Annotated in this window: 16 protein-coding genes; 5 read left to right on the top strand and 11 right to left on the bottom strand. The window is 47.7% G+C overall.

The window, feature by feature from the left end; translation table 11 throughout:
* Positions 1-52: 52 nt before the first annotated feature.
* Genes MKY24_RS02405 through MKY24_RS02385 form a run of 5 tightly spaced genes read right to left on the bottom strand, consistent with a single transcriptional unit; the run spans position 53 to position 4,575 of the window.
* The gene (locus MKY24_RS02405; RefSeq protein WP_160790951.1) at positions 53-781 is read right to left on the bottom strand and encodes an ABC transporter permease; all 729 of its coding nucleotides are present in this window, start codon (positions 779-781) and stop codon (positions 53-55) included.
* Positions 781-1,497, bottom strand: coding sequence for an ABC transporter permease (locus MKY24_RS02400; protein ID WP_028541199.1), 717 nt, complete (start codon positions 1,495-1,497; stop codon positions 781-783). Before MKY24_RS02400 ends, MKY24_RS02405 begins: the two co-directional genes overlap by 1 nt.
* Positions 1,494-2,411 (bottom strand): ATP-binding cassette domain-containing protein, encoded by a 918-nt coding sequence (locus MKY24_RS02395; RefSeq protein ID WP_023986725.1) that lies wholly within the window; start codon positions 2,409-2,411, stop codon positions 1,494-1,496. Before MKY24_RS02395 ends, MKY24_RS02400 begins: the two co-directional genes overlap by 4 nt.
* 59 nt (positions 2,412-2,470) lie before the next feature.
* Positions 2,471-3,901 (bottom strand): HAMP domain-containing sensor histidine kinase, encoded by a 1,431-nt coding sequence (locus MKY24_RS02390; protein ID WP_339201349.1) that lies wholly within the window; start codon positions 3,899-3,901, stop codon positions 2,471-2,473.
* On the bottom strand, positions 3,901-4,575 hold the full coding sequence (locus MKY24_RS02385; protein WP_076265154.1) for a response regulator transcription factor: 675 nt from the start codon (positions 4,573-4,575) through the stop codon (positions 3,901-3,903). Before MKY24_RS02385 ends, MKY24_RS02390 begins: the two co-directional genes overlap by 1 nt.
* Before the next feature lie 151 nt (positions 4,576-4,726).
* Between MKY24_RS02385 and MKY24_RS02380 the strand changes: the two genes are divergently transcribed.
* Complete coding sequence (locus tag MKY24_RS02380; protein WP_339201348.1) at positions 4,727-6,496, top strand: alpha-glycosidase; 1,770 nt, start codon at positions 4,727-4,729, stop codon at positions 6,494-6,496.
* A 163-nt stretch (positions 6,497-6,659) separates the two neighbouring features.
* Here the strand turns inward: MKY24_RS02380 and MKY24_RS02375 are convergent, their stop codons facing one another.
* The 4 genes from MKY24_RS02375 to MKY24_RS02360 all read right to left on the bottom strand — a co-directional run bounded on the left by MKY24_RS02375 (position 6,660) and on the right by MKY24_RS02360 (position 15,082).
* Positions 6,660-6,812: a hypothetical protein gene (locus MKY24_RS02375; protein WP_167348614.1), complete on the bottom strand. Its 153-nt coding sequence runs from the start codon at positions 6,810-6,812 to the stop codon at positions 6,660-6,662.
* A gap of 240 nt (positions 6,813-7,052) precedes the next feature.
* Positions 7,053-8,204 carry a response regulator gene (locus MKY24_RS02370; protein WP_339201346.1) on the bottom strand — a complete coding sequence of 384 codons (1,152 nt, stop codon included), beginning with the start codon at positions 8,202-8,204 and terminating at the stop codon, positions 7,053-7,055.
* A gap of 156 nt (positions 8,205-8,360) precedes the next feature.
* On the bottom strand, positions 8,361-11,504 hold the full coding sequence (locus MKY24_RS02365) for an ATP-binding protein (RefSeq protein WP_339201344.1): 3,144 nt from the start codon (positions 11,502-11,504) through the stop codon (positions 8,361-8,363).
* Between the two features lie 161 nt (positions 11,505-11,665).
* Positions 11,666-15,082 (bottom strand): S-layer homology domain-containing protein, encoded by a 3,417-nt coding sequence (locus MKY24_RS02360; RefSeq protein WP_339201343.1) that lies wholly within the window; start codon positions 15,080-15,082, stop codon positions 11,666-11,668.
* Between the two features lie 275 nt (positions 15,083-15,357).
* Between MKY24_RS02360 and MKY24_RS02355 the strand changes: the two genes are divergently transcribed.
* Together MKY24_RS02355 and MKY24_RS02350 are read left to right on the top strand one after the other, a co-directional pair.
* Positions 15,358-16,338 carry an aldo/keto reductase gene (locus MKY24_RS02355; RefSeq protein WP_028541203.1) on the top strand — a complete coding sequence of 327 codons (981 nt, stop codon included), beginning with the start codon at positions 15,358-15,360 and terminating at the stop codon, positions 16,336-16,338.
* 99 nt (positions 16,339-16,437) lie between these two features.
* Complete coding sequence (locus tag MKY24_RS02350) at positions 16,438-16,812, top strand: MerR family transcriptional regulator (RefSeq protein ID WP_279835079.1); 375 nt, start codon at positions 16,438-16,440, stop codon at positions 16,810-16,812.
* Here MKY24_RS02350 and MKY24_RS02345 read toward each other — a convergent pair.
* Together MKY24_RS02345 and MKY24_RS02340 are read right to left on the bottom strand one after the other, a co-directional pair.
* Entirely contained in the window at positions 16,809-17,474 is a 666-nt protein-coding gene (locus tag MKY24_RS02345; protein ID WP_023986716.1) for a methionine ABC transporter permease, read from the bottom strand. The genes MKY24_RS02350 and MKY24_RS02345 overlap by 4 nt on opposite strands.
* Entirely contained in the window at positions 17,471-18,493 is a 1,023-nt protein-coding gene (locus MKY24_RS02340; RefSeq protein WP_023986715.1) for an ATP-binding cassette domain-containing protein, read from the bottom strand. Before MKY24_RS02340 ends, MKY24_RS02345 begins: the two co-directional genes overlap by 4 nt.
* A 262-nt stretch (positions 18,494-18,755) precedes the next feature.
* Between MKY24_RS02340 and pdaA the strand changes: the two genes are divergently transcribed.
* Positions 18,756-19,553 carry a delta-lactam-biosynthetic de-N-acetylase gene (pdaA, locus tag MKY24_RS02335; protein ID WP_023986714.1) on the top strand — a complete coding sequence of 266 codons (798 nt, stop codon included), beginning with the start codon at positions 18,756-18,758 and terminating at the stop codon, positions 19,551-19,553.
* Positions 19,554-19,714: 161 nt separating this feature from the next.
* Complete coding sequence (locus tag MKY24_RS02330) at positions 19,715-20,482, top strand: HAD-IIB family hydrolase (RefSeq protein WP_075153609.1); 768 nt, start codon at positions 19,715-19,717, stop codon at positions 20,480-20,482.
* The last annotated feature ends 49 nt before the right edge of the window (positions 20,483-20,531 follow it).

Below are 20,531 nucleotides of genomic sequence, written 5' to 3'. Positions count from 1 at the left end.
ACTCCTTACCCTCATTTAGGATAAGGAGTTTTTGCAATCCCCGTATTTCGCCCTATATCTCTTTATAACGAAATACTGTCAGTCCCGCCAACGTAAATACGACAAAGCTACCTATTATAACCGTCAACAGTGTATCAGTTGGCACCATGAACGCCCCGAAGTTGTCTCTTCCACTCGGCATCATCGCCAATAAAGGCTGTGTCCATGGATAGTACGGACCGTAGGTTTGAGAATTGGCGACCAGAATATTCGGCACGGTGAAGACGAAATTCAACGCAAGCGGTGCGGCAAAGCTGGACCACAGGAAGGACACCATCAACTGCAACGCAGCCAGCGGCAGGCAGGCTACCCAGCCGGCGAGCAAACTTTGAGCGATCACGGCCCATGGAATCGGTCCGTTCATACCCTGCACAACTCCAACACCCAGCAACGCTCCTCCGAACAGTAGCTGGGTCAATCCGACCAAGGCCATAATGATGGTCAGCTTGGCCGCATACAGACTCGTGCGGGACAATGGCAATGACATCAGCTGCTTCCAACCGCCGCCCCCATGCTCGAATCGGCAGACCAGAGATGCAAATACGGCGGTCAGCATCGGCATGAACAGCAGCGCATGAACTGTAAGCATGGCAGACAACAACACCTGCCAATTCCCTCCCGGGTTTGCCAGCAAACCAATCAGGACGGCAATAGCCGGGCTGACGAGCGCAAGGAGCCAGACGGGCGATTTCGCCATTTTCATACGTTCAACAGAAAGCAGCCGTACATATCCTCCGAACATTACGCCACATCCTTTCGGCTAAAATGGGCCGCTGTCAGCAGGCTGAGAAGCACACCCGTTCCGCACCCGACGGACGCAAACATCCACGCTTGAGGTGCAACCCATGCGAATTGAGGCCAGGCCAACGGAAACCATTCGGACAGCTGTGAAGCAAACAAGCTGCCGATGCCTAACGTAATGCCCAGTGTTACAGGCAGAGCCTGATTATGGAACGTGACCGTTAACCACAACAATAATACGAGCATAGGCAGCGTGCCGCCTAAAGGCCAAAATCCAAGCCGCAGTAATTCTCCAATCGGCGCCGGCTCTCCTCCGAAGCCGAGTAGCATGCCCAACACCCACGTCCCTACCGTCAGGAGTACACAGGACACACACAGCATCCCGATCGCCAGCGTCAGCTTGGCCATATAGACGCTGAATTTGGAAATCGGCAAGGCCAGTAGCTGCTTCCAGGAATTAGACATATGCTCCACATTCGCCAACATGGAAGCGACCATAGTGGCTCCTAACACCAGCGCAAGGGGGACAAACATAGCGATGTTATCCATCAAGGATTCCCACAAATGGCCCTTGTATCGCGGAATCAGATAGTCATAGCGGAGTCCAAAGTTCAGCGCCTGCATCGCCACCAGCCCAAGGGGACCGAGAAACACCAGGAACCAGATTCCCTTTTTGCGTGCTTTGAGCAGATCCGCCGTGAGCGCCCGCAGCATCATAAGGAAGTTCCTCCTTTGCCCACCACTTGCATGAACATATCCTCCAGCGATTTGCGGCGTTCCTCCACACGGTATACGGCATGCGTATTTTCGACCAATCTTCTGACCAGCAGCGCAACAGCCGCATCATTCATGTTCTCGAAATCCAGCGCCGAGCCGTCCTTCACCGAATGATACCCCTGCTCACGCGCAATCAATTGGGCTGCTTCCGGTTCCGACACTACAATCCGAATTCCGCCTGCGGATTCCTGACGGAGATTATGAATTGTGTTTTGAAAGACCAGCTCTCCTTCACGGATAATACCCACGGTATTCGCCATATGCTCTACCTCGCTCAACAGATGGCTGGACACCAGCACGGTGATCCCCCGTTGCTTGGGCATCGCCTGAATCAATGTGCGCATTTCCTGAATACCCTCCGGGTCCAAACCATTCGTAGGCTCATCCAAAATGAGCACTTCGGGATTCCCAAGCAGGGCTGCTGCAATACCCAGTCTCTGCTTCATGCCCAGGGAGTAGCCTTTGACTGGACGTTTGGCATGCTTGGTCAGTCGGACGACCTCCAACACTTCCGCAATGTTTTGCTTGGGTACATTCAAAATACGGCGAATGGCCTCCAGATTTTCAATTGCGTTCAAATGACCATAATACGAAGGATACTCCACCAACGAGCCGACTTTACGCAAGATATCGAGCTTATGTCTGCGAATATCTTTGCCGAATATACGGATCGTTCCTCGAGTTGGGCGAATAAGTCCAAGCAGCATGCGGATCGTTGTCGTTTTCCCCGCTCCATTGGGACCCAGAAATCCGTAAATATCTCCTCGAGCTATTTTCAGGTCCAGCTGATTAACCGCCGCGCGGCCTTTGTATATTTTGCTGAGACTGTTCGTTTCAATAATGTATTCGTTCAAGTTCCTCACCTCGACACCTATCGTAACGTGCCAAGTTTAAAGCCAAGGGAACTCTGAGTTTAAGTTTTGTTTAAAAAACGAATTCTTGTCCCGGCTGATGAACTGAAAATCTCCCTCTCCAAATTCATTTCGCGAGCCAGCAGTTCTGTAATCGCCAAACCAATCCCTGCCCCTTTTTCACTGGACTGTTGCTCCATACCGGGCCCTTTATCTGTGATAACCAATGCCTCTGTCCCATTATCTTTCTGTACTTGAACACCGATATATCGGCCTGAGGCAGCATGGCGAACTACATTTTGAAAGAGATTGTCCAGCAGACGACGGAAGCCTTGCTCATCGACATTCCACACCATGCTATGTTCGGGCAGGTCGATATCCACTTCAAAGCCCTCCTTTTCCCACACCGGATACCAGCTGGCTACACACTCCCGCACTAGCCGCAGGATATCACGTGGTGTGTTATTCATAGTGTATTTTCCACTAGCTAGCAGATTATAGGTGAGCAGATTGTCGATCAGACTCCCAAGGTCTTTTAGCTTGTTTTCCATCAGTGTAATCGACTGTTTCCCTCTGCTGCTCAGATTTTCACCATCTAGTGTATACAGATGGCTACGCACGACCGTAAGCGGCGTTCGAATATCGTGTGACAGATCCGCGACCAGTCTCTTCCGCAGCTCTTCCTCCTGACGCTCACGTCCCCGACTCTCGGCCAACTGCTCAACCATCTGATTAAATGCTTCCTCCAGCTTGCCGATTTCATCCGGGCGTCCAGTGGTAACAAGAATAGGCAAGCCATCCTCTCCTCGCTGCGACATGGCGGCCTGAAGCTGCAACAGTCTTCGCCGAATGCCTCCAAAAAACAGAAGAGATACGAATATAAAAGTGCCCAGAATCAATACGATAAAAAAGAGATAGTACATCAACATGCTACTATCTGTAGGTGGCTGTTCAATGAACGAACGAGGCACTTTTAACACCATATAGCCCTGATTCACATCATTCTTGCCCCCGCCAATAAAGGCTACTACCGTAAACGGCCCCTCATAGCTTGCTTGCTTCATAAAAGCTATAGCCTGCGCAGCGTTCCATTGTTTTGGCATGTTAGGTTGTGTCGGTAACTCCAACCTTGTTCTACCTGCGGTATCCACCCAAAATATTTGTGATTTAGGGAACATATCTTGTTGTATTTTGCGCAGATGGGCTGAGATTTGCTCTGGTGCGGCTCCCTTCAAGGCTACAGCTTCGCGATGCCAGCTATTTTCAGTATGGGTAGCAGAGGGATAGTAAGCGTTTTTAGGCTTGAGCTCCGCCCCCCAATTCAATAACACGCTATATATCAAGGCTGTAACAGGCAACACAATGGGCAACAGCATCATAGCAACCACAATAATGACCAGATAACGGAACAACAGTGAACTGCGAAACCGACCTCCCTGACCCGGCCTAGAGCTGGGGTGTAGCCTCCTCCAATCCTTGCGCGTCCTGCTCATTATGCTTTCACCCGATATCCTACACCACGGATCGTCTCAATGATGCGGGGTGCCGCAGGATCAATCTCCAGCTTTTCGCGAAGGTGTCGGATGTGGACCATTAAAGTTTTGTCTCCGTCAATATATGGGTCCCCCCACACTGCTTCATACATTTGCTCTTTTGTCATAATTTGGCCCAAATGCCGCAGCAAATAAGCAAAAATGTGATATTGCTTGCCTGTCAGTGTAATTTCCTCCCCGGTATCACGGTTCACAATACGGTTATCAGGAGAGAAGACAGAGAGATGCCCCAGTTGTAAGGATTCTTCCGGCACGGTTCCCGATCGGCGCAGCAAAATCTCCATACGTGCTATGAGCTCGTCCGGGTGAAAGGGCTTGGTTACATAATCGTCGGCGAAATCCAGTCCTTGCAGCTTATCGTCAATGGATGTACGGGCAGACAACATGAGAATGGGAAGCTCCGGGTACTCTTTTTTGAGCCGCTTCCCCATGGTGAATCCATCCAGACCGGGTAACATCACATCCAAAATCACGAGTTGGCACGTACGGGCTGCTTCCACAGCCCCCTCCCCGCTGCGAAGCCATACTACAGCGTAATTCCGCTCTTCCAAATACTGATGCGTCCAAGCACCAATATCCTGGTCATCTTCGATGTATAACACATTTGTTTTCATCATGGGCACCTACTTATCGTTTTTCTTTTATGTAATGGGCATTATAGCATTTATGGTACATGACCCACTTAAAAAGGTTAATAACTACCTTATACGACATACGCTTCACATTTTCAAATTTGAATGCTCGTGAAAAAAGGAGGCCTACCCGATGCTGCTGGAAGCGATATACCATCACCCGAAACGCAATTGGGCTTTTGGTTATAATGATGAAACGATATTTCTACGGCTACGTGCGAAGAAAAATGACCTGAATACCGTTCATGCTCTCACCGGAGATAAATACGATTGGGACCGCACCCGACAGCTTGTCCCGATGTCCAAATTCGCTACCGATGGCAGGTTTGATTACTATGAATGCAGCGTAAAACCTACTCATCGTCGGCTGAAATATGGATTTTTGCTAGAAGACGGTGAGGAACGTATTTGGATGAACGAGGACGACTTCACCACCCTGGAACCTCAAAACGCAGACAGTCTGTTCCAATATCCGTTTTTGAACCCGATTGATATTCTGAAGCCACCTGTATGGGTGAAGGATGCTGTATTTTATCAGATTTTCCCGGAACGTTTTGCGAACGGTGACCCCTCCATCAGCCCAGAAGGTGCAGAGACATGGGGCGGAACGCCACAAAGAGACAATTTTTTCGGTGGCGATCTACAGGGGATTCTGGATCACCTGGATCACTTGAACGAGCTAGGGATTAACGCCATATATATGACCCCTGTCTTCAAGGCAACGACCAATCATAAATATGATACAGAGGATTATATGGAGGTGGACCCGCATTTCGGGGACAAAAAGACATTAAAAAAACTGATCGATGCCTGCCACGAACGAGGAATTCGGGTGCTGCTTGATGCGGTTTTCAACCATTCAGGGCGTACGTTTAAACCGTTCGTTGACGTGCAGGAAAAAGGCGATGCCTCACCTTACAAGGACTGGTTCCATGTACATAGCTTTCCCCTGGAAGTGGTGGATGGCACACCGACGTACGATACATTCGGGCTGGAACCGATGATGCCCAAGCTGAACACCGAACATCCTGAGGTGAAAAAGTACCTGCTGGAGGTGGCAAAGCATTGGATCGAAGAAATCGGCATCGATGGTTGGCGGCTGGATGTGGCAGACGAGGTGGATCACGCCTTTTGGCGGGAATTCCGCACTACAGTCAAGCAGGCCAATCCGAATGCGTACATTTTGGGTGAAATGTGGAATGAATCGTCTGAATGGCTTCAGGGGGACCAATTCGATGCAACGATGAATTATCCGTTCACCTACGCGGTGAATGATTTTTTCGTCAAAAAAGTGACCGATGCCCAAAACTTTGCCTTCGCCATCGGACGACAGCTGGCCCGCTATCCGCAGCAAGCATCCGAGGTTGCCTTCAATCTGCTGGATAGCCACGACACACCACGCCTGCTGACACTGTGCGGGGATGACAAGCGGCTGATGCGACTGGCCGCCCTGTTCCAGTTCACGTACATGGGCGCACCCTGCATCTATTACGGCGATGAGATCGGTCTGGATGGAGATGCCGATCCAGGCTGCCGCAAGTGCATGGAGTGGGACACCGACAAGCAGGACCGCGAGCTGTTCGACTTTTACCGCGAACTGATTGCGCTTCGTAAGGGGCACCCGGTCCTCCGTGATCAGGGAAGCATCACCTTTCTGGAGGCACAGCCAGAGGGCACCTCACTTGCCTACGAGCGCCGCAGCGAGGAAGAGGTGCTGCTCGTGCTGCTCAACCGTTCCGATGAGGAGCACGTTTTTGAACTGGACATTCCTGAGCAGGAATGGCAATTAGCCTTTGGCGAAAGCCAGTGGTCCATAGGAGCGAAGGGGTTGCACGCCAAGCTTCCACCCTACGGATACGCTGTACTGAAGGCAGCACCTGCTCGGTCAGTAAAACCTGCTTAAGAGGACGATGTCAAGACGGGAAGCAAGGCATCCGCCTATATAGGCGGATGCTGATGAAGGTACCTGCCGAATAACGGCAAAAAAAGCGAGACCACCGGGAACAAGATGTTTACTTGTTCCTGATGGTCTCTTTACGTCGAATAAGAACTTCTATCCAAGCCGTTTATTTATTTTTAACATCTGTTCTTACTACCCCAACATCCGAAGCATTGATCGAAATGGGGTTACCGCCTTGTCCTGTCTGAGCTGAAGAAGATTGTCTGACGACCACCGAAACTCTTTTATTCTTAAATCCAGTTCGTCTCGTTCTTCCCAATGCAATACCTCCTTAAATATATACGTGAGTTCCTTAAACCTCTCAATTACGACTCAACCGTGAAGAGATATGCTATATGAATATGCCACTGTAGAAAACAGGTAGCGGCGAATAGCGGATCATAGAGAAAAGAGGCTCGGTGATTCACACAAAAAAACGAAATTTCCATCCATGCAAAAAACCGCTCCAAGGAGATACCTTGAAGCGGTTTTTTAGCGCTACCTGAGCCAGTACAGCAGTTTACGCAGGTAGCGTCTGTGTTTTCAATTGCACGTACAACTGGTGCGTCACCTGCTGCGGCTCAACACCCAACTCATCTTCCAGTATTCTGACGAAGCTTTCATAATGCTTTTGAGCAGCGGTATAATCGCCCAGTTGGGCATAGGCGGTCAGCAGCAGACCGCAGATATCGTCTGAGTACGGCTCCCGTTGCTGGAGGCTGAGTAAGCGCTGAACAGACTGCCGGGTACGACCTGAGCGAAGCTCGTCTCTCGCCAGCTCAGAAGCACATGCCAGATACATACTGCGCAGCTTCTCCCTTTTTGCATACGCCCACGGGTAATCGTACTCCTCCAGATAGTTGCCACGGTATAGAGCCAACAGGCTCTCAATACGCGGCGTACCGCCGCTACCGGATGCAGCCCATTCGGATATTCCCCGCTCGAATAGCTCCACATCTGTAATCCAGCCATTGCGGTTCAAGCGGTAGCGATCCAGATTGTATTCCAGCTTCGTATCTTGCATCCGTTCTTTCAATGCCTTGCGGATTTGGTAAATGGACGTGTGCAGGTGAACAACAGCCTTGTCCAAATGATATTCAGGCCATAGCGCATCCAGCAATTGTTCTTTGCTCACCCATTCCCCTTCATGGTGTAGTAAAAAGGAAAATAGCTCCTGTGACTTTAATGTGCGCCATTTGAAGGGTTTCGCTCCTACGGCTTCCTGTCCATCCTCCAAAATTTCAAGCTTTTGAAAACAACGTACCTTGGGGGATTGCTCTGCTGCAACTCCCAAGCTGGAAGAACGAGGATCAGCCAGCGTGGCTGCAATCCGATCTAACGTTTTGGATAGCCGCCGGGCATGAACGGGCTTTAACAAGTAATCCAGTGCTTGCAGTTCGAACGCTTCAATAGCATATTCCGAGTACGCGGTCACAAAGACGATATGAATATGGGAATCCAGCTGTTGAATCCACTCGGCGGCCTCCAGACCATTCATCTCTGGCATTCCGATATCTATAAAAACAATATCCGCACGTTCTACCGCCAGATGATCCAGCCCTGCTTGTGCAGACGTATATTTGCCCATTACCGTTAACCGTCCGTCCGCCTCCAGCAACCGTTCCAAGTAGGTTAATGCCGACCGCTCATCATCAATCAAAATCGCCTTCATTTGTGTCTGTACTCCCTTCCTGCTGCAACCATCCATCATGATGCTCTATTTACATGCTATCTGCTTTATCCTTACAATTTTTAATTCCTTATATTTTATATATCGTATCATCGCGGACGCGACATTAGCTTTTCCGACAAATGTACTGTACTTTTTTTATTCATCGGTATTCCGGGGCGAGATCGTTTCCGGCACACGGAAGCTTACCGTCGTCCCTTGCATTGAATTACTTTCAATCCGCAATCCTTCTCCATACATATGGATAAGACGGCGATGGATATTCCGCAGTCCCACGCTGGAAGATACATGATCCTCCGACAACAGCTGTTCCAGTCGCTCGGACGGAATCCCTACGCCGTCATCGGTCACGCTGACTACAAAATCGGTTCCATCCTCCTGCACAACCACTCGCACGGTTCCACCTGTTGCCCGTTGCATCACACCATGTCGTATCGCATTTTCCACGATAGGCTGAATGCTTAATGGCGGGATAAGCGACCGGATGTTCCTTCCTACCTCTACGGTCACCTGCAAACGTTCTTCAAATCGTGCTTTTTCCAGTGCCACATACGATTCTACCAATTCCAGCTCCTTGGATAACGGTACCGTATTCTCCCTGTTCTGAAAATCAAAACTGCCCCGCAAATACTGACTCAGCTCCATGAGCAGCTCCGCTGCTTTATCCGGGTCTACGGCTACGGTCGATACAATAACATTCAATGCATTGTACAGAAAATGCGGCTTAATTTGTGCCTGTAAAAAGGCCATTTCCGAACGCACCGCTTCCTCTGCCGAATGACGCATGTTCAACAGCGTGCGCACACGCGCCTTTAATTCCTCAGCATCAACAGGCTTACGTAGAAAATCATTAGCTCCCGCCATAAAACCCGCGCGGATATCGCCGGGCAGGTCGCGTGCCGTCAGCAGCAACACTGGTAGCTCGGACAGGGAATACCGTTCCCGTATCCGTCGGCACAGCTCAATACCGGACATTTCCGGCATCATCCAATCCGTAATGACTAGGTCAAATCGGGTACGGCCATTCAGCATGTGAAGTGCCTCCTCGGCATGATCCACTGCCACCACGCTACAACCTGTGGTATATAATAGCTCCTCCAGCACCCGAAGATTAACCTCATCATCATCTACAGCCAGCACTTTGTAGGGAACAGTCTGAACTTGCTCCAGTGCATCCTCTTCATGCGGAATCACATTCTGACCCGACGTCACGCCAGGCTGCAATATAACCGCAGACGAAACATCTTTTTGAGCTTCATGTGCCAACGTTCCGGTCTGCGCCAAGGGTAGTGTAAAATAAAAGGTCGAACCCTTGCCCAATCTAGATTCTACCCGGATATGACCACCATGCAACTCCACCAGGCGACGGACTATTCCTAATCCAAGCCCTGTCCCACTGTATCCTTCATCCTCAGCATTTGCCCCTCGGTTAAAAGGTTCAAATATATGCGAAAGATGCTCCTGGGCAATACCGGACCCGGTATCCTTCACACTGATTTCCATTTCGCGGTTCCCCGCTTTGGCAGAGATTACGATTTCGCCTTCCTCCGTAAATTTCACCGCATTACCCAACAAATTGTACAAAATCTGAATCAGCCGATCCTCATCCGCATCCACCTTGGGTAACGAATTGGGCCATTCTTTGACGAATTGCAGCTTTTTCTTACCCACCGTATGACCCAATACCTCCAGCACGGAATTTACAGCTGCCTGTACATTAACAGGCCGACGATTTAAGGCTAATCTTCCATTTTTCAAATTAGAAAAATCCAGAATATCGTTAATTAAATAAGAAAGTCTTCGTCCTACATTCGCAATCAAGGACAAGTTGTGCTTTTGCGGCTCATTGAATTGTGCCCCGTAACGGTCTAGCATGGATTGAGCGATATTAATAATTCCATGTAGAGGAGTGCGCAACTCATGTGACGTGTTCGCCAGGAATTCGTCCTTTAACCCATCCAGTGTTAGCAACCGTCGTGACAGGTTCTCAACCTCCATAAACGAATGTACAAAACGTTTGGCCAGCAGAAGCGTTTGAGCCAATACGAATATGAGCATTTCATAGGCTGTCACCCCGCGCACATCTCCCCAGCCCAAAATATACACAAAACTAGTCACTACAATCATAAGTATGCTCATAATACTAATGACTAGCAGTGCAGCGTCATCCGTCCGTTGAAGAAGTCCACGAATCAAGATCAGTAATACATATCCCACACTAACTACGCCAAAAAGAAGAATAAACGCTTCAAAGGATGAGAGTATCAGTGTAGGCAACATTAGCCCCATACCTAGCATCAGTGCGGTTGTAATATTATAGAGGCGCAGCACGATCCGATTCATAACAATCTGCGTCGAAAGATGAACATACCGGATCAAAAAATAGTAGAACAGCGTTGAAGAGAACGACTGTATTTTCAGTATCCATTCATAAGGTAAGTCCGGTATTCCCCAGACCAGCAGCTTTTCTCCATGTGTCAGAATGTAAAATAAAGCCGCGATGCAAAAGCATCCTAAGTAAAGCAATGCCTTCTCCTTTTTACGTAAAAGATACAGCATGATAAAAAATACGGTAGGCATAAAAAAACCCGCTATCAGTACGGTGTCCTCTGCCATTGCAACTTCCCGGCTATGCGTAATACTCTCGTAATCCCCAAATAACAATGGGTAAATGATCCCACCGGAGGAATAACTATAATTAGCCACATGCACGGTAATATCTACCGATTGTCCATCTACCGCTGCAAATCCAACATAAGGAGCATTGCCCTGCTTGCCTTTGTCGGCAGAAACAGAGGGAATACCACTCGCTCCTACCTCTGCTCCGTCAATCCATACTCGGCTGGAACTCCGAATGTTTTGCATATAGATGCCGTACAGATTTTCCGCTTTTTCAGGCAACAGGATACGAATATGATAGGTTCCATATCCGGTCGCCTGTCCCTCAGGCATCCACTGATTCCATCTACCAGGCACATCCACAATCTTGGCAGAAGATCTCGTTTCCAGCTTCAACTCTGAAGAACTCTGATGATTTCCCCAATCCTTATCTTGCATTTCATGAAAGGCTGAAGGTTGCACAAGCTGATTGGGGTAAAATTCCCACTCCCCTCCCAGCTGTACAGGGCCTTCCTTTTCGGGGTGCCAATTACGCAAATCAATAACACCGTTGTGAGCTTTCCAATGACTGTTCCCGGATAAAACACCCGACACCAACGGATACACCGGCAACGCAACCGCAAGCAGAAGTATAATAAAAAATAAAACGCCCTGTTTTTTCATAAATCCCCCGCTCTTTTCAATATCGTCTATCTTTTAGTATCGGTTATTCTAACCAGCTGTATTAGAAGCGCTCCCCATGCAAAAAGGGACGCCCGCCGCAGACAAAAATCTGTGCGGAATCGTCCCCTTCTATACATCCTTTACTTCCTGTATTTCCCTTATTAAGGAATCATGCCTTCATCATTACCACCGCCAGGAATCGAGCCTGAATCGTCTCCGCTGTTATCACTTGGTGGCGTTGCTCCACTACTACTGTCACTGCTTCCTGTTCCGTTGCTATCGCTTGGTGGTGTTTCTCGACCGTTGCTGTCACTGCTTCCAGTTCCGCTGCTATCGCTTGGCGGCGTTGCTCCACCACTACTGTCGCCGCTTCCTGTTCCGCTGCTATCGCTTGGCGGCGTTGCTCCACCACTGCTGTCACTGCTTCCTGTTCCGCTGCTATCGCTTGGCGGCGTTGCTCCACCACTGCTGTCGCTGCTTCCTGTTCCGCTGTTTTGTTGCTGGCTGGCTACAAAATCTTTATACTCCTGAATCGCATCTTCCAGATTCATATAATTTTTCTTAATTTCCGGCATAGGATAATACTGGTCCAGACGATTGAATGCATCCACTACTCTGTGAAAGTAGACCGTCGTAGGATCTGTACCATTTGCTGTGAGCAGATTGTTCGCAATGGTCTTGAGCTCATTGATATCCTGATCAGTTACTATCCATTTGGATTGGTAGTTCGCAAACGCTGTAATCAAATCCGTGTTAGCCTGGTCTACCTGCAGCTGTGTGCTATCCGGATTATTAAGCACAAGGTTTGCCTGATTAATTGACCCTTGAAGTTCTTCGTTATCTTGTTCGGTATAATGACGGCCGAACGTCTGAACTTCATTATTAGCTAAATTTATGTTGAAACTTAACAACGTAGTATCCACTGCTATTGGTACAGCATACTGGCTCTGTACCTGTTGCAACTCCTCGTATACAGGAACCACGTCTTGCAATTCAAATCTAGGCAGACCTAAGAAAATGGAGGCATGCTCTGATGCAGAAGACAAGGCTTGCTGGGCTTCAGCGCTTAATGCGCCTGAATTTTGCACCAAAAATCCAATGATCGATGCCTGCATTTCAATGATTTCGGCTCTCAATTGTAGTCTTTTCTCGTTATATTTTTCAATATAGGTCCCTTTAGCCTGACTTAATTGATTATAAGAGATCACCAATTGCTCCTCAGGAGTAAACGGCATAATGAGTGCAAAGTTGGCTTGTGCTGTTTGTTGCTCTAAAGACAGCATTTCCGTATTCAAGTAATTACGAGCTACAGGGTTAGACAGCAGTTTTAGATGAATGTCTTGAACCAGCTGCTGCAGTTTTTCCCGAATTGTAGCAGGCACTGGAGCAGTGAATTCCGCAAGTCTTTGACTCAGCTCCATGTTCAAGGTCAATACGTCCTGCTGCGTCATAGCGGTGTGCATCTTCTCTGTATATTCCTGAATGAGGTTGCCCAGTTCAACATTTTGAGAGCCACTCTGATCGTAGATAACCTGCGCTTCTTGTAAAGTATTTTTTAGCACTGAAAAGTCTGCTGCTTGCAATGCCAGAAATGCTTCTGTCGTATCTTTTATTTTTCGTGTCCATTCGTCCAACTGCTCAGTTGTAGCTAATGGGTTCACATATACACTTAATCCTTCCCTCACTAAGGACTTGTAACGCGCTTTGTCAGTTTTCATATTCTCCACACGATCCGTTACATCGAGAAAATGCAGATAGGTATCTCTGAGTTTTACTGATGCATTGTAGACTTCAATTACTCGACGCAAGCTTACTACTTCCCGATCCACAATATTTTGAGGAGCATTCCCTTCCAACACATTGTTGCCAAATTGAATAGCTTGACTTAGTGATTCATCCCAAAGAGGCGGGAATTCGTCGCCAACCATTCGGTTTTGTTCAAGGGTAGTCGAAGCTACCTGAATCAGTCTAGTTAATTCCTGTGTCCCAATCACTGGTTCTGTGGCTGAGGCTGTGTACACAGAAACATCCTGCTTCAATGTGCTGAGCGCTTGATCTACCTCTGCCTGTGTAGCTGCTGTATTGTTCAGTACCAGCATAGCTTGATTGATTGCTATGGACAGGCTTTCCTTCGCTGCGGCCGTGTAAAGCGCCTGATCCGTTCCACCCTCACCTGCACGCTCCAGTAGTTCTTTGGCTGCATGGACTTCTGTCTCCAGCTGACTGCGGTCTACGCTGATAATGTCACTATCGTGTTTTTTCTTATCTTTGCTATCTGTGTCCGTGACAACCGATCCAGCAGAGGATGAGTTCTTCGTACCATTTACGAGACTAACAGCTTCTTTCATCGCATCATAGTTAATGATAACATCCTGTGGCTGTTTTTGTTCCGGCAGGTTAAGCTGGTTGATTGCAGCCCCCTTAGCCAGCGTAATAAAAGGAACACCCACATATTGTGATGCATCCAGCAAACCAATACTACCGCTAACCAACAGCTTGCCCAGTCCCTGTTGCAACGAAACGCGGCTAATCGCGGCATTTCCTTCGGTCACGATCGATGCATCATCTTTCAGCGTCAGGTTGTCAATCTTCGTTGTCCCGGTTGCTCTCAGCTTGGCATCCTTAGAGCCCAGCTCCACACCGGACCATGCCGTATTTTCTAAAATGGCCGATACAGGCTGATTCCCTGTACCTTTGATTTCCAATACCCCTGTGGAGGACATGTTCTTCAAGGTTACCGAGCCATTAACGATCAGGCGCCCCTCAAAAGACACACCCTTGCCATCAAAAACGCCACCGTCTGCGTTAATTTCCAGCTTATTCACACCTGTCAGCGTACGCAAGTTACGGTTAAGGTCGAATTTCGCCCCTTTTAATACAGCTTTGTTATTTTCACCGAACAAACCTTGCAAAGACCCTTCCAACTGGTAAGGGATATTTCCGATGCGAACGGTATTGCCCTCTGATTTCACTTCTCCTACCGGATGATCCAGCAGGCTGACGAATACTTCTGCACCACTCTCCCGGTTCAATGGATTTTTCAAATCCGTTGCAGAAGCATCCTCTGATAACAGACCGTAAGAGCGGGCAACCTGAACTGCATTTTGCTGTGCATTCGCTGTGCTGGCATCCTGTAAGTCCATTGCACGTACTAGCGATACGATCAGTTCTTCCTTGGTAATGGCATCCCCCGGACGGAACAGTTCCCCGTTGCCTGTCATATACCCGGCTGCACGTACAGCCTCAATATAGGGAGCGCCCCATGCATCAGACGATACATCCATAAAAGAAGTTTGCGGCTGATTGTTAACTTCCAACTGGAACAGACTGCACAAAATTTTAGCCGCCTCTGCGCGGGTCAAATTCTTTTGCGCCATAAAATCGCCCTGCTTACCGCCTGTCATCAAACCCAAGGTGCGAGCTTGTGCTACAAATCCAGTTTCGCTTTGCGTATCTGCTGTTGCTGCATAAGCAGTCTGAGCGCCGCCCATCCAAGGCAGAGATACGATTGAGCCTGAAGCAATACCTAATACCATCGCAGATGCAATCCATTTATTTCGTTTTACAAGTTTCAACATTTCCACTCCTAGACGCTATTTATTGGCATATATCCTGCTTTATCAAAGTCTTTAGTCATGTTTAGTTCTACGGATTATGCAACCAAGGAACTATGCTAAGAAAATTATACGAAGTCCCACTGAACCGATTCTGAACAATAAGACCTATATGATGGCATCACGCAACAAAATCGCTTGACTTGGAGTGAACTCCAAATGTAATAATATCCGGTGTAAGTAGCTGGAGTAGACTACATTTGAAGAAAACAATATCTAGGAAAGCGAGGTATAATTAAATGGACTATGTGAAACTTGGAAATACCGGTTTGGATGTATCCCGGCTTTGTCTTGGGTGTATGGGCTTTGGGGTTGCAGAACGGTGGATTCACCCATGGATACTAGATGAAGAGCGCAGTCGTCCAATTATAAAAAATGCCCTGGAGCTAGGTATTAATTTTTTTGATACCGCGAATGTATATTCAGATGGAACTAGCGAAGAAATTGTTGGACGGGCTTTAAAGGATTATGCGAATCGAGATGAAATTGTCCTCGCGACAAAGGTTCATTTCCGTATGCATCAAGGCCCGAATGGTGCGGGACTTTCCCGAAAGGCTATCATGAGTGAAATAGATAAGAGCCTTAAGCGACTGGGGACAGATTATGTGGATCTGTACCAAATCCATCGCTGGGATTACAATACCCCTATTGAAGAGACGATGGAAGCATTACATGATGTTGTGAAGGCTGGGAAGGCAAGATATATTGGTGCTTCTGCCATGTACGCATGGCAGTTTCTGAAGGCGTTACATGTTGCTGAAAAGAATGGATGGACCCGATTTGTATCAATGCAGAATCATTTAAATCTCTTATATCGTGAAGAGGAAAGAGAGATGCTGCCGCTTTGTAAAGAAGAAAAAATCGGTGTGATTCCATACAGCCCGCTTGCAGGTGGAAGATTGACGCGTGATGTGCAGGAAACAACACATCGTTCCGAAACCGATCAGGTTGCGAAATCTAAATACGATGCGACTGCCGATACCGATCGATTGATCGTGGAGCAGGTTGCGGCCATCGCAGAAAAACGTGGAGTTCCTCGCGTTCAAATCGCACTTGCCTGGTTGCTACAGAAAGAACCGGTAACAGCTCCCATTATCGGTGCTACGAAAACGTCTCATCTCGAAGATGCAGTAGCTGCTCTTTCGATTACGTTAACACCTGAAGAAATTGCATTGCTGGAAGAGCCATATGTTCCTCATCCGGTAGTTGGCGCTCAGTAAATATGGATGAAATGACAGTTTCGAAATAAGAAACGACAAGAACGCCCTATCCATTTACATAGGGCGTTTCTTGATCAGAAATCAGGAGGTGAAGTCTGCATGTTAATCGCAGAAGTAAGCAAAAAATTCGAACTATCTCAGGATACACTCCGCTATTATGAACGCATCGGACTTATTCCGCGTGTGAACCGTAATAAAAGTGGAATCAGGGATTACACGGAAGAAGACTGCAGATGGGTTGAATATATCAAATGCATGCGAGGCGTAGGGCTTCCCATTGAAATTTTGATTGAGTACGTTAGGTTGTTCCAGCAGGGTGATGAAACGATAAATGCTAGAAAAGAACTCCTAATGGAGCAGCGTAAGCAGCTCATTGCAAAAATGGAAGATATGAACAACGTATTGGAACGCATGGATTATAAAATTACAAGCTATGAACAGACAATAGGTAAAAAAGAAAAACATCTAATTTAACCCCTACGTGCTTTGCGGGAGAGCAGGTTTCCCAAGGACTGAACACCTTGAACAAACAAGACTAGAATGATGACGGTAATCAGCATAACCAGCGTATCAAAACGTTGATAGCCATACGCGATCGCCAGATCGCCAATTCCGCCTCCACCGACCGCACCAGCCATAGCAGTAGCACCAATCAGACCAATAGATGCTGTCGTTAACGACAAAATCAGAGAACTGAATGCCTCAGGAAGCAAAAAGTATCGAATGACCTGGAATGGAGTCGCCCCCATCGCATCTGCTGCCTCCAGTATCCCCGGATTCACCTCCAACAGCGAGTTTTCGACCAGCCTGCCGATATATGGCGCAATATATACAATCAAGGGGACAATTGCCGCACTGGTCCCAATGGATGTATTCACAATCAGACGGGTTAACGGAATGATCGCAATCAGCAAGATAATAAACGGTAAGGAACGAACAATATTAATAATCGGATTCAAAATATTATGCAGCCATTTGTTCTCCAGAATTCCACCCGGACGAGTGATGACGAGTAAAATACCGATAGGGATACCGATCAGGGCACCAATGAATAATGATATGCTGACCATGAGCACGGATTCATACAAAGCTTCCCACAGTTGATCCCAGGTGATCGTAGTTCCTGTAATCATCATAGACTCTCTACCTCCTGAATATGGACTCCTTTGCTCTTGAGAAAATCAACAGCCTGCTGAACGGCATGCTGTCCGCCGCGCAGTTGGATCGTCATATAGCCAATTGTCGTTTCTTGAATCTCCGTCATGTTGGCAAACAAAATGTTCACGTGGATATCATGCTGCCGAATCAATTCATGAACCACCGGATCAGAAGCAACCTGCCCTATAAATTCCAGCTTGTATATTCGCTGCGATTCTTGCTGTTCGAACGTTTGCAGCACACTCTCGGGTACCGTATCGTGAATGACCGTGCGTACAAAGCTCTGTGTCGTTGGGTGCTGCGGCTGCCCGAATACCTCCAGGACATTGCCCTGCTCTATGATTTCCCCCTTTTCCATTACGGCTACCTTATTGCAAATTCGCTGAATCACCGACATCTCATGGGTAATGATCAAAATGGTGATCTTGTATTCCTTATTGATTTTGCGAAGCAAGTCGAGAATAGACTGTGTGGTCTGCGGATCAAGTGCCGAGGTTGCCTCATCACAGAGCAAAATGGACGGGTTGCTCGCAAGCGCCCGTGCAATCCCTACACGCTGCTTTTGTCCGCCGGAAAGCTCGTTGGGATAGCTATTCGCCTTGTCGGACAATCCTATGAACGCCAAGAGCTCTTTTACACGCCCCTCTATTTCCCGTTTGTTGCGCTTAAGCAGCACCAACGGAATTGCAATGTTGTCGAACACTGTTTTCGATTCCAGCAGATTAAAATGCTGAAAAATCATTCCGATCTTCTTCCTTACCTTCCGAAGCCCAGAGGTCGAGTAGGTATTTAACTGTTCCCCCTCAACAAGAACCTCTCCGCTGGTTACCTTCTCCAGACGATTGACCAAACGGATCAGCGTACTTTTCCCTGCGCCACTGAATCCGATAAACCCGAAGATATCTCCTTTATCCACTTTGATATTTATATTTTTTAACGCTTCAATACTTAGGCCTTTTCTCACGTAGGTTTTGGATACATTCCTAAGTTCAATCATGAGTCCTAACTCCTTCCGTTCTCACAAGTATGTAAGATGTTCTGAGCTGATTTCTTTTCTTTGGCATGAACGATCGAATTAAATCCGAGTATTCTAGTAAGTTTTATAAAGTATACTACTTCGATTTAATATTCATGTCAATATGTGTTTTGAGTCTGGTTAGTCCATGTCCTTGCATAAATCAGCATGGTATTGCAGATGGTATGAAATATGCCGAAGCATACACACCTTACCCGAACGGGACGGAAGCGGAGGAACATAGATGAAGCGAATATTTACCTTGTGGCTATGCGTTGCAGTTATGGGGATGTTGGCAGTTACGGCGGAACCCGCATGGGCCACTCAGACTGTTGACGGACAGCCTTATCATTTTGGATTTAAAAAAAGTAAGGGAGGGGAGCTGCCTTCTATCGCACAAGAAGGCTTTATGCACCTGATCGAAAGACAAGGTGGCATCTTTCTGGGGGATACGACTAAAAAAGAATTATTTCTCACTTTCGACAACGGCTATGAGAATGGGTATACTCCGAAAGTGCTGGATGTATTGAAGGCCAAAAAGGTCCCAGCCGCCTTCTTTGTGACAGGGCATTTTGTAAAAGACCAGCCTGCTTTGATGCGACGCATGGCAAGTGAGGGTCATATTATCGGAAACCATTCATGGAGCCATCCTGATATGAGCACCATTTCTTCGGCAGAGATCCGGTCTGAGCTGGATCGGGTACGAAATGCATCGGCAGAGCTAACCGGGCAAAAAGAAATGAAATATGTCCGGCCGCCTCGCGGCATTTTTAGTGAAAAAGCATTGGCTTCCTGTCGAGAAGCCGGATATACGAGCGTATTCTGGTCTGTAGCTTACAAGGACTGGGACACAAATATACAGCAAGGAACGGACTATGCCTATCGTCAAGTCATGCGTCAGCTCCATCCTGGTGCGGTTATTCTGCTCCATTCCGTATCCAAGGACAATGCCGAGGCGCTTGCTTCTATCATCGACGAGGCTCGCAAGCAAGGGTATGAGTTTAAAAGTCTAGACGACCTTAAGGTGAAACATTATCACTAAATAGTAATTGAATTTAATGAGTCGATATCATAATGAGCCCGATCCACACCTGCCCATGGTAGCCAGTGTGAATCGGGCTTTTTAGTTTACGACCAAGGAAGGTAATGGATATAATGACTGTAAGAAATGAATTGGAAAGCACTATTTTTTGGAGGTATATCATGCATTTTGTATTTGATCTGGATGGAACGATTTGCTTTAAGGGTCAGTGTGTGTCGGATAAGATCGCAAGCTGTCTGGAACAATTGTCCCGATCGGGACATGAAGTCATTTTTGCCTCGGCACGGCCGATTCGCGACATGTTACCCGTACTTCCTAAACGCTTTCACACCTATGCTCTGATTGGTGGCAACGGCTCTATGATCTCCCAACAAGGCAGTATAACTCACGTGGAATCCTTTTTACCAGATGTGAAGAATGCCTTGCTCGCACTACTGGAGGAACACCAAACCACCTACCTGATTGACAGCGAGTGGGATTATGCATATACGGGTGCAGCTGATCATCCTATACTCAACAATGTGGATATCAGCAAGTTGGCGCAAAAGCTGCCTTTGGCTTCCCTGAAATCCATCGTAAAAATGCTCATTTTAACTGCTGACGATATGGATGAGCTGGCCGCCAAGCTTTCGCCGCTCGGCGTGGTCATCCATCAACACCGTAATGAACAAGTGCTGGACATCAGCCCACAGAATATCCACAAATGGAACGCACTTCAGAAGCTTGGTGTGCAGCCCCGTCAATTTATCGCCTTCGGCAATGATGCGAATGATATACCGATGTTCAGGGAGGCACACCATGCTGTCATGATTCATCACCATGCTGAACTGGCTGCCTTCGCGACTGAATCGATCCCTAATGAGGGGGAAAATCAAGAAGACCTGATTATCGCCAAAATACGTGAGTTGGCTGAAACAGTTACCATTTAGCCAAACGCCAAGAAAGGGAAGGTCTCTCTATGAACCTTCCCTTCCTTTT

Source organism: Paenibacillus sp. FSL P2-0322 (assembly GCF_037975315.1).
GTDB classification, from domain to species: Bacteria; Bacillota; Bacilli; order Paenibacillales; family Paenibacillaceae; genus Paenibacillus; species Paenibacillus polymyxa_B.
This window is presented reverse-complemented; position numbering and strand designations above follow the sequence as displayed.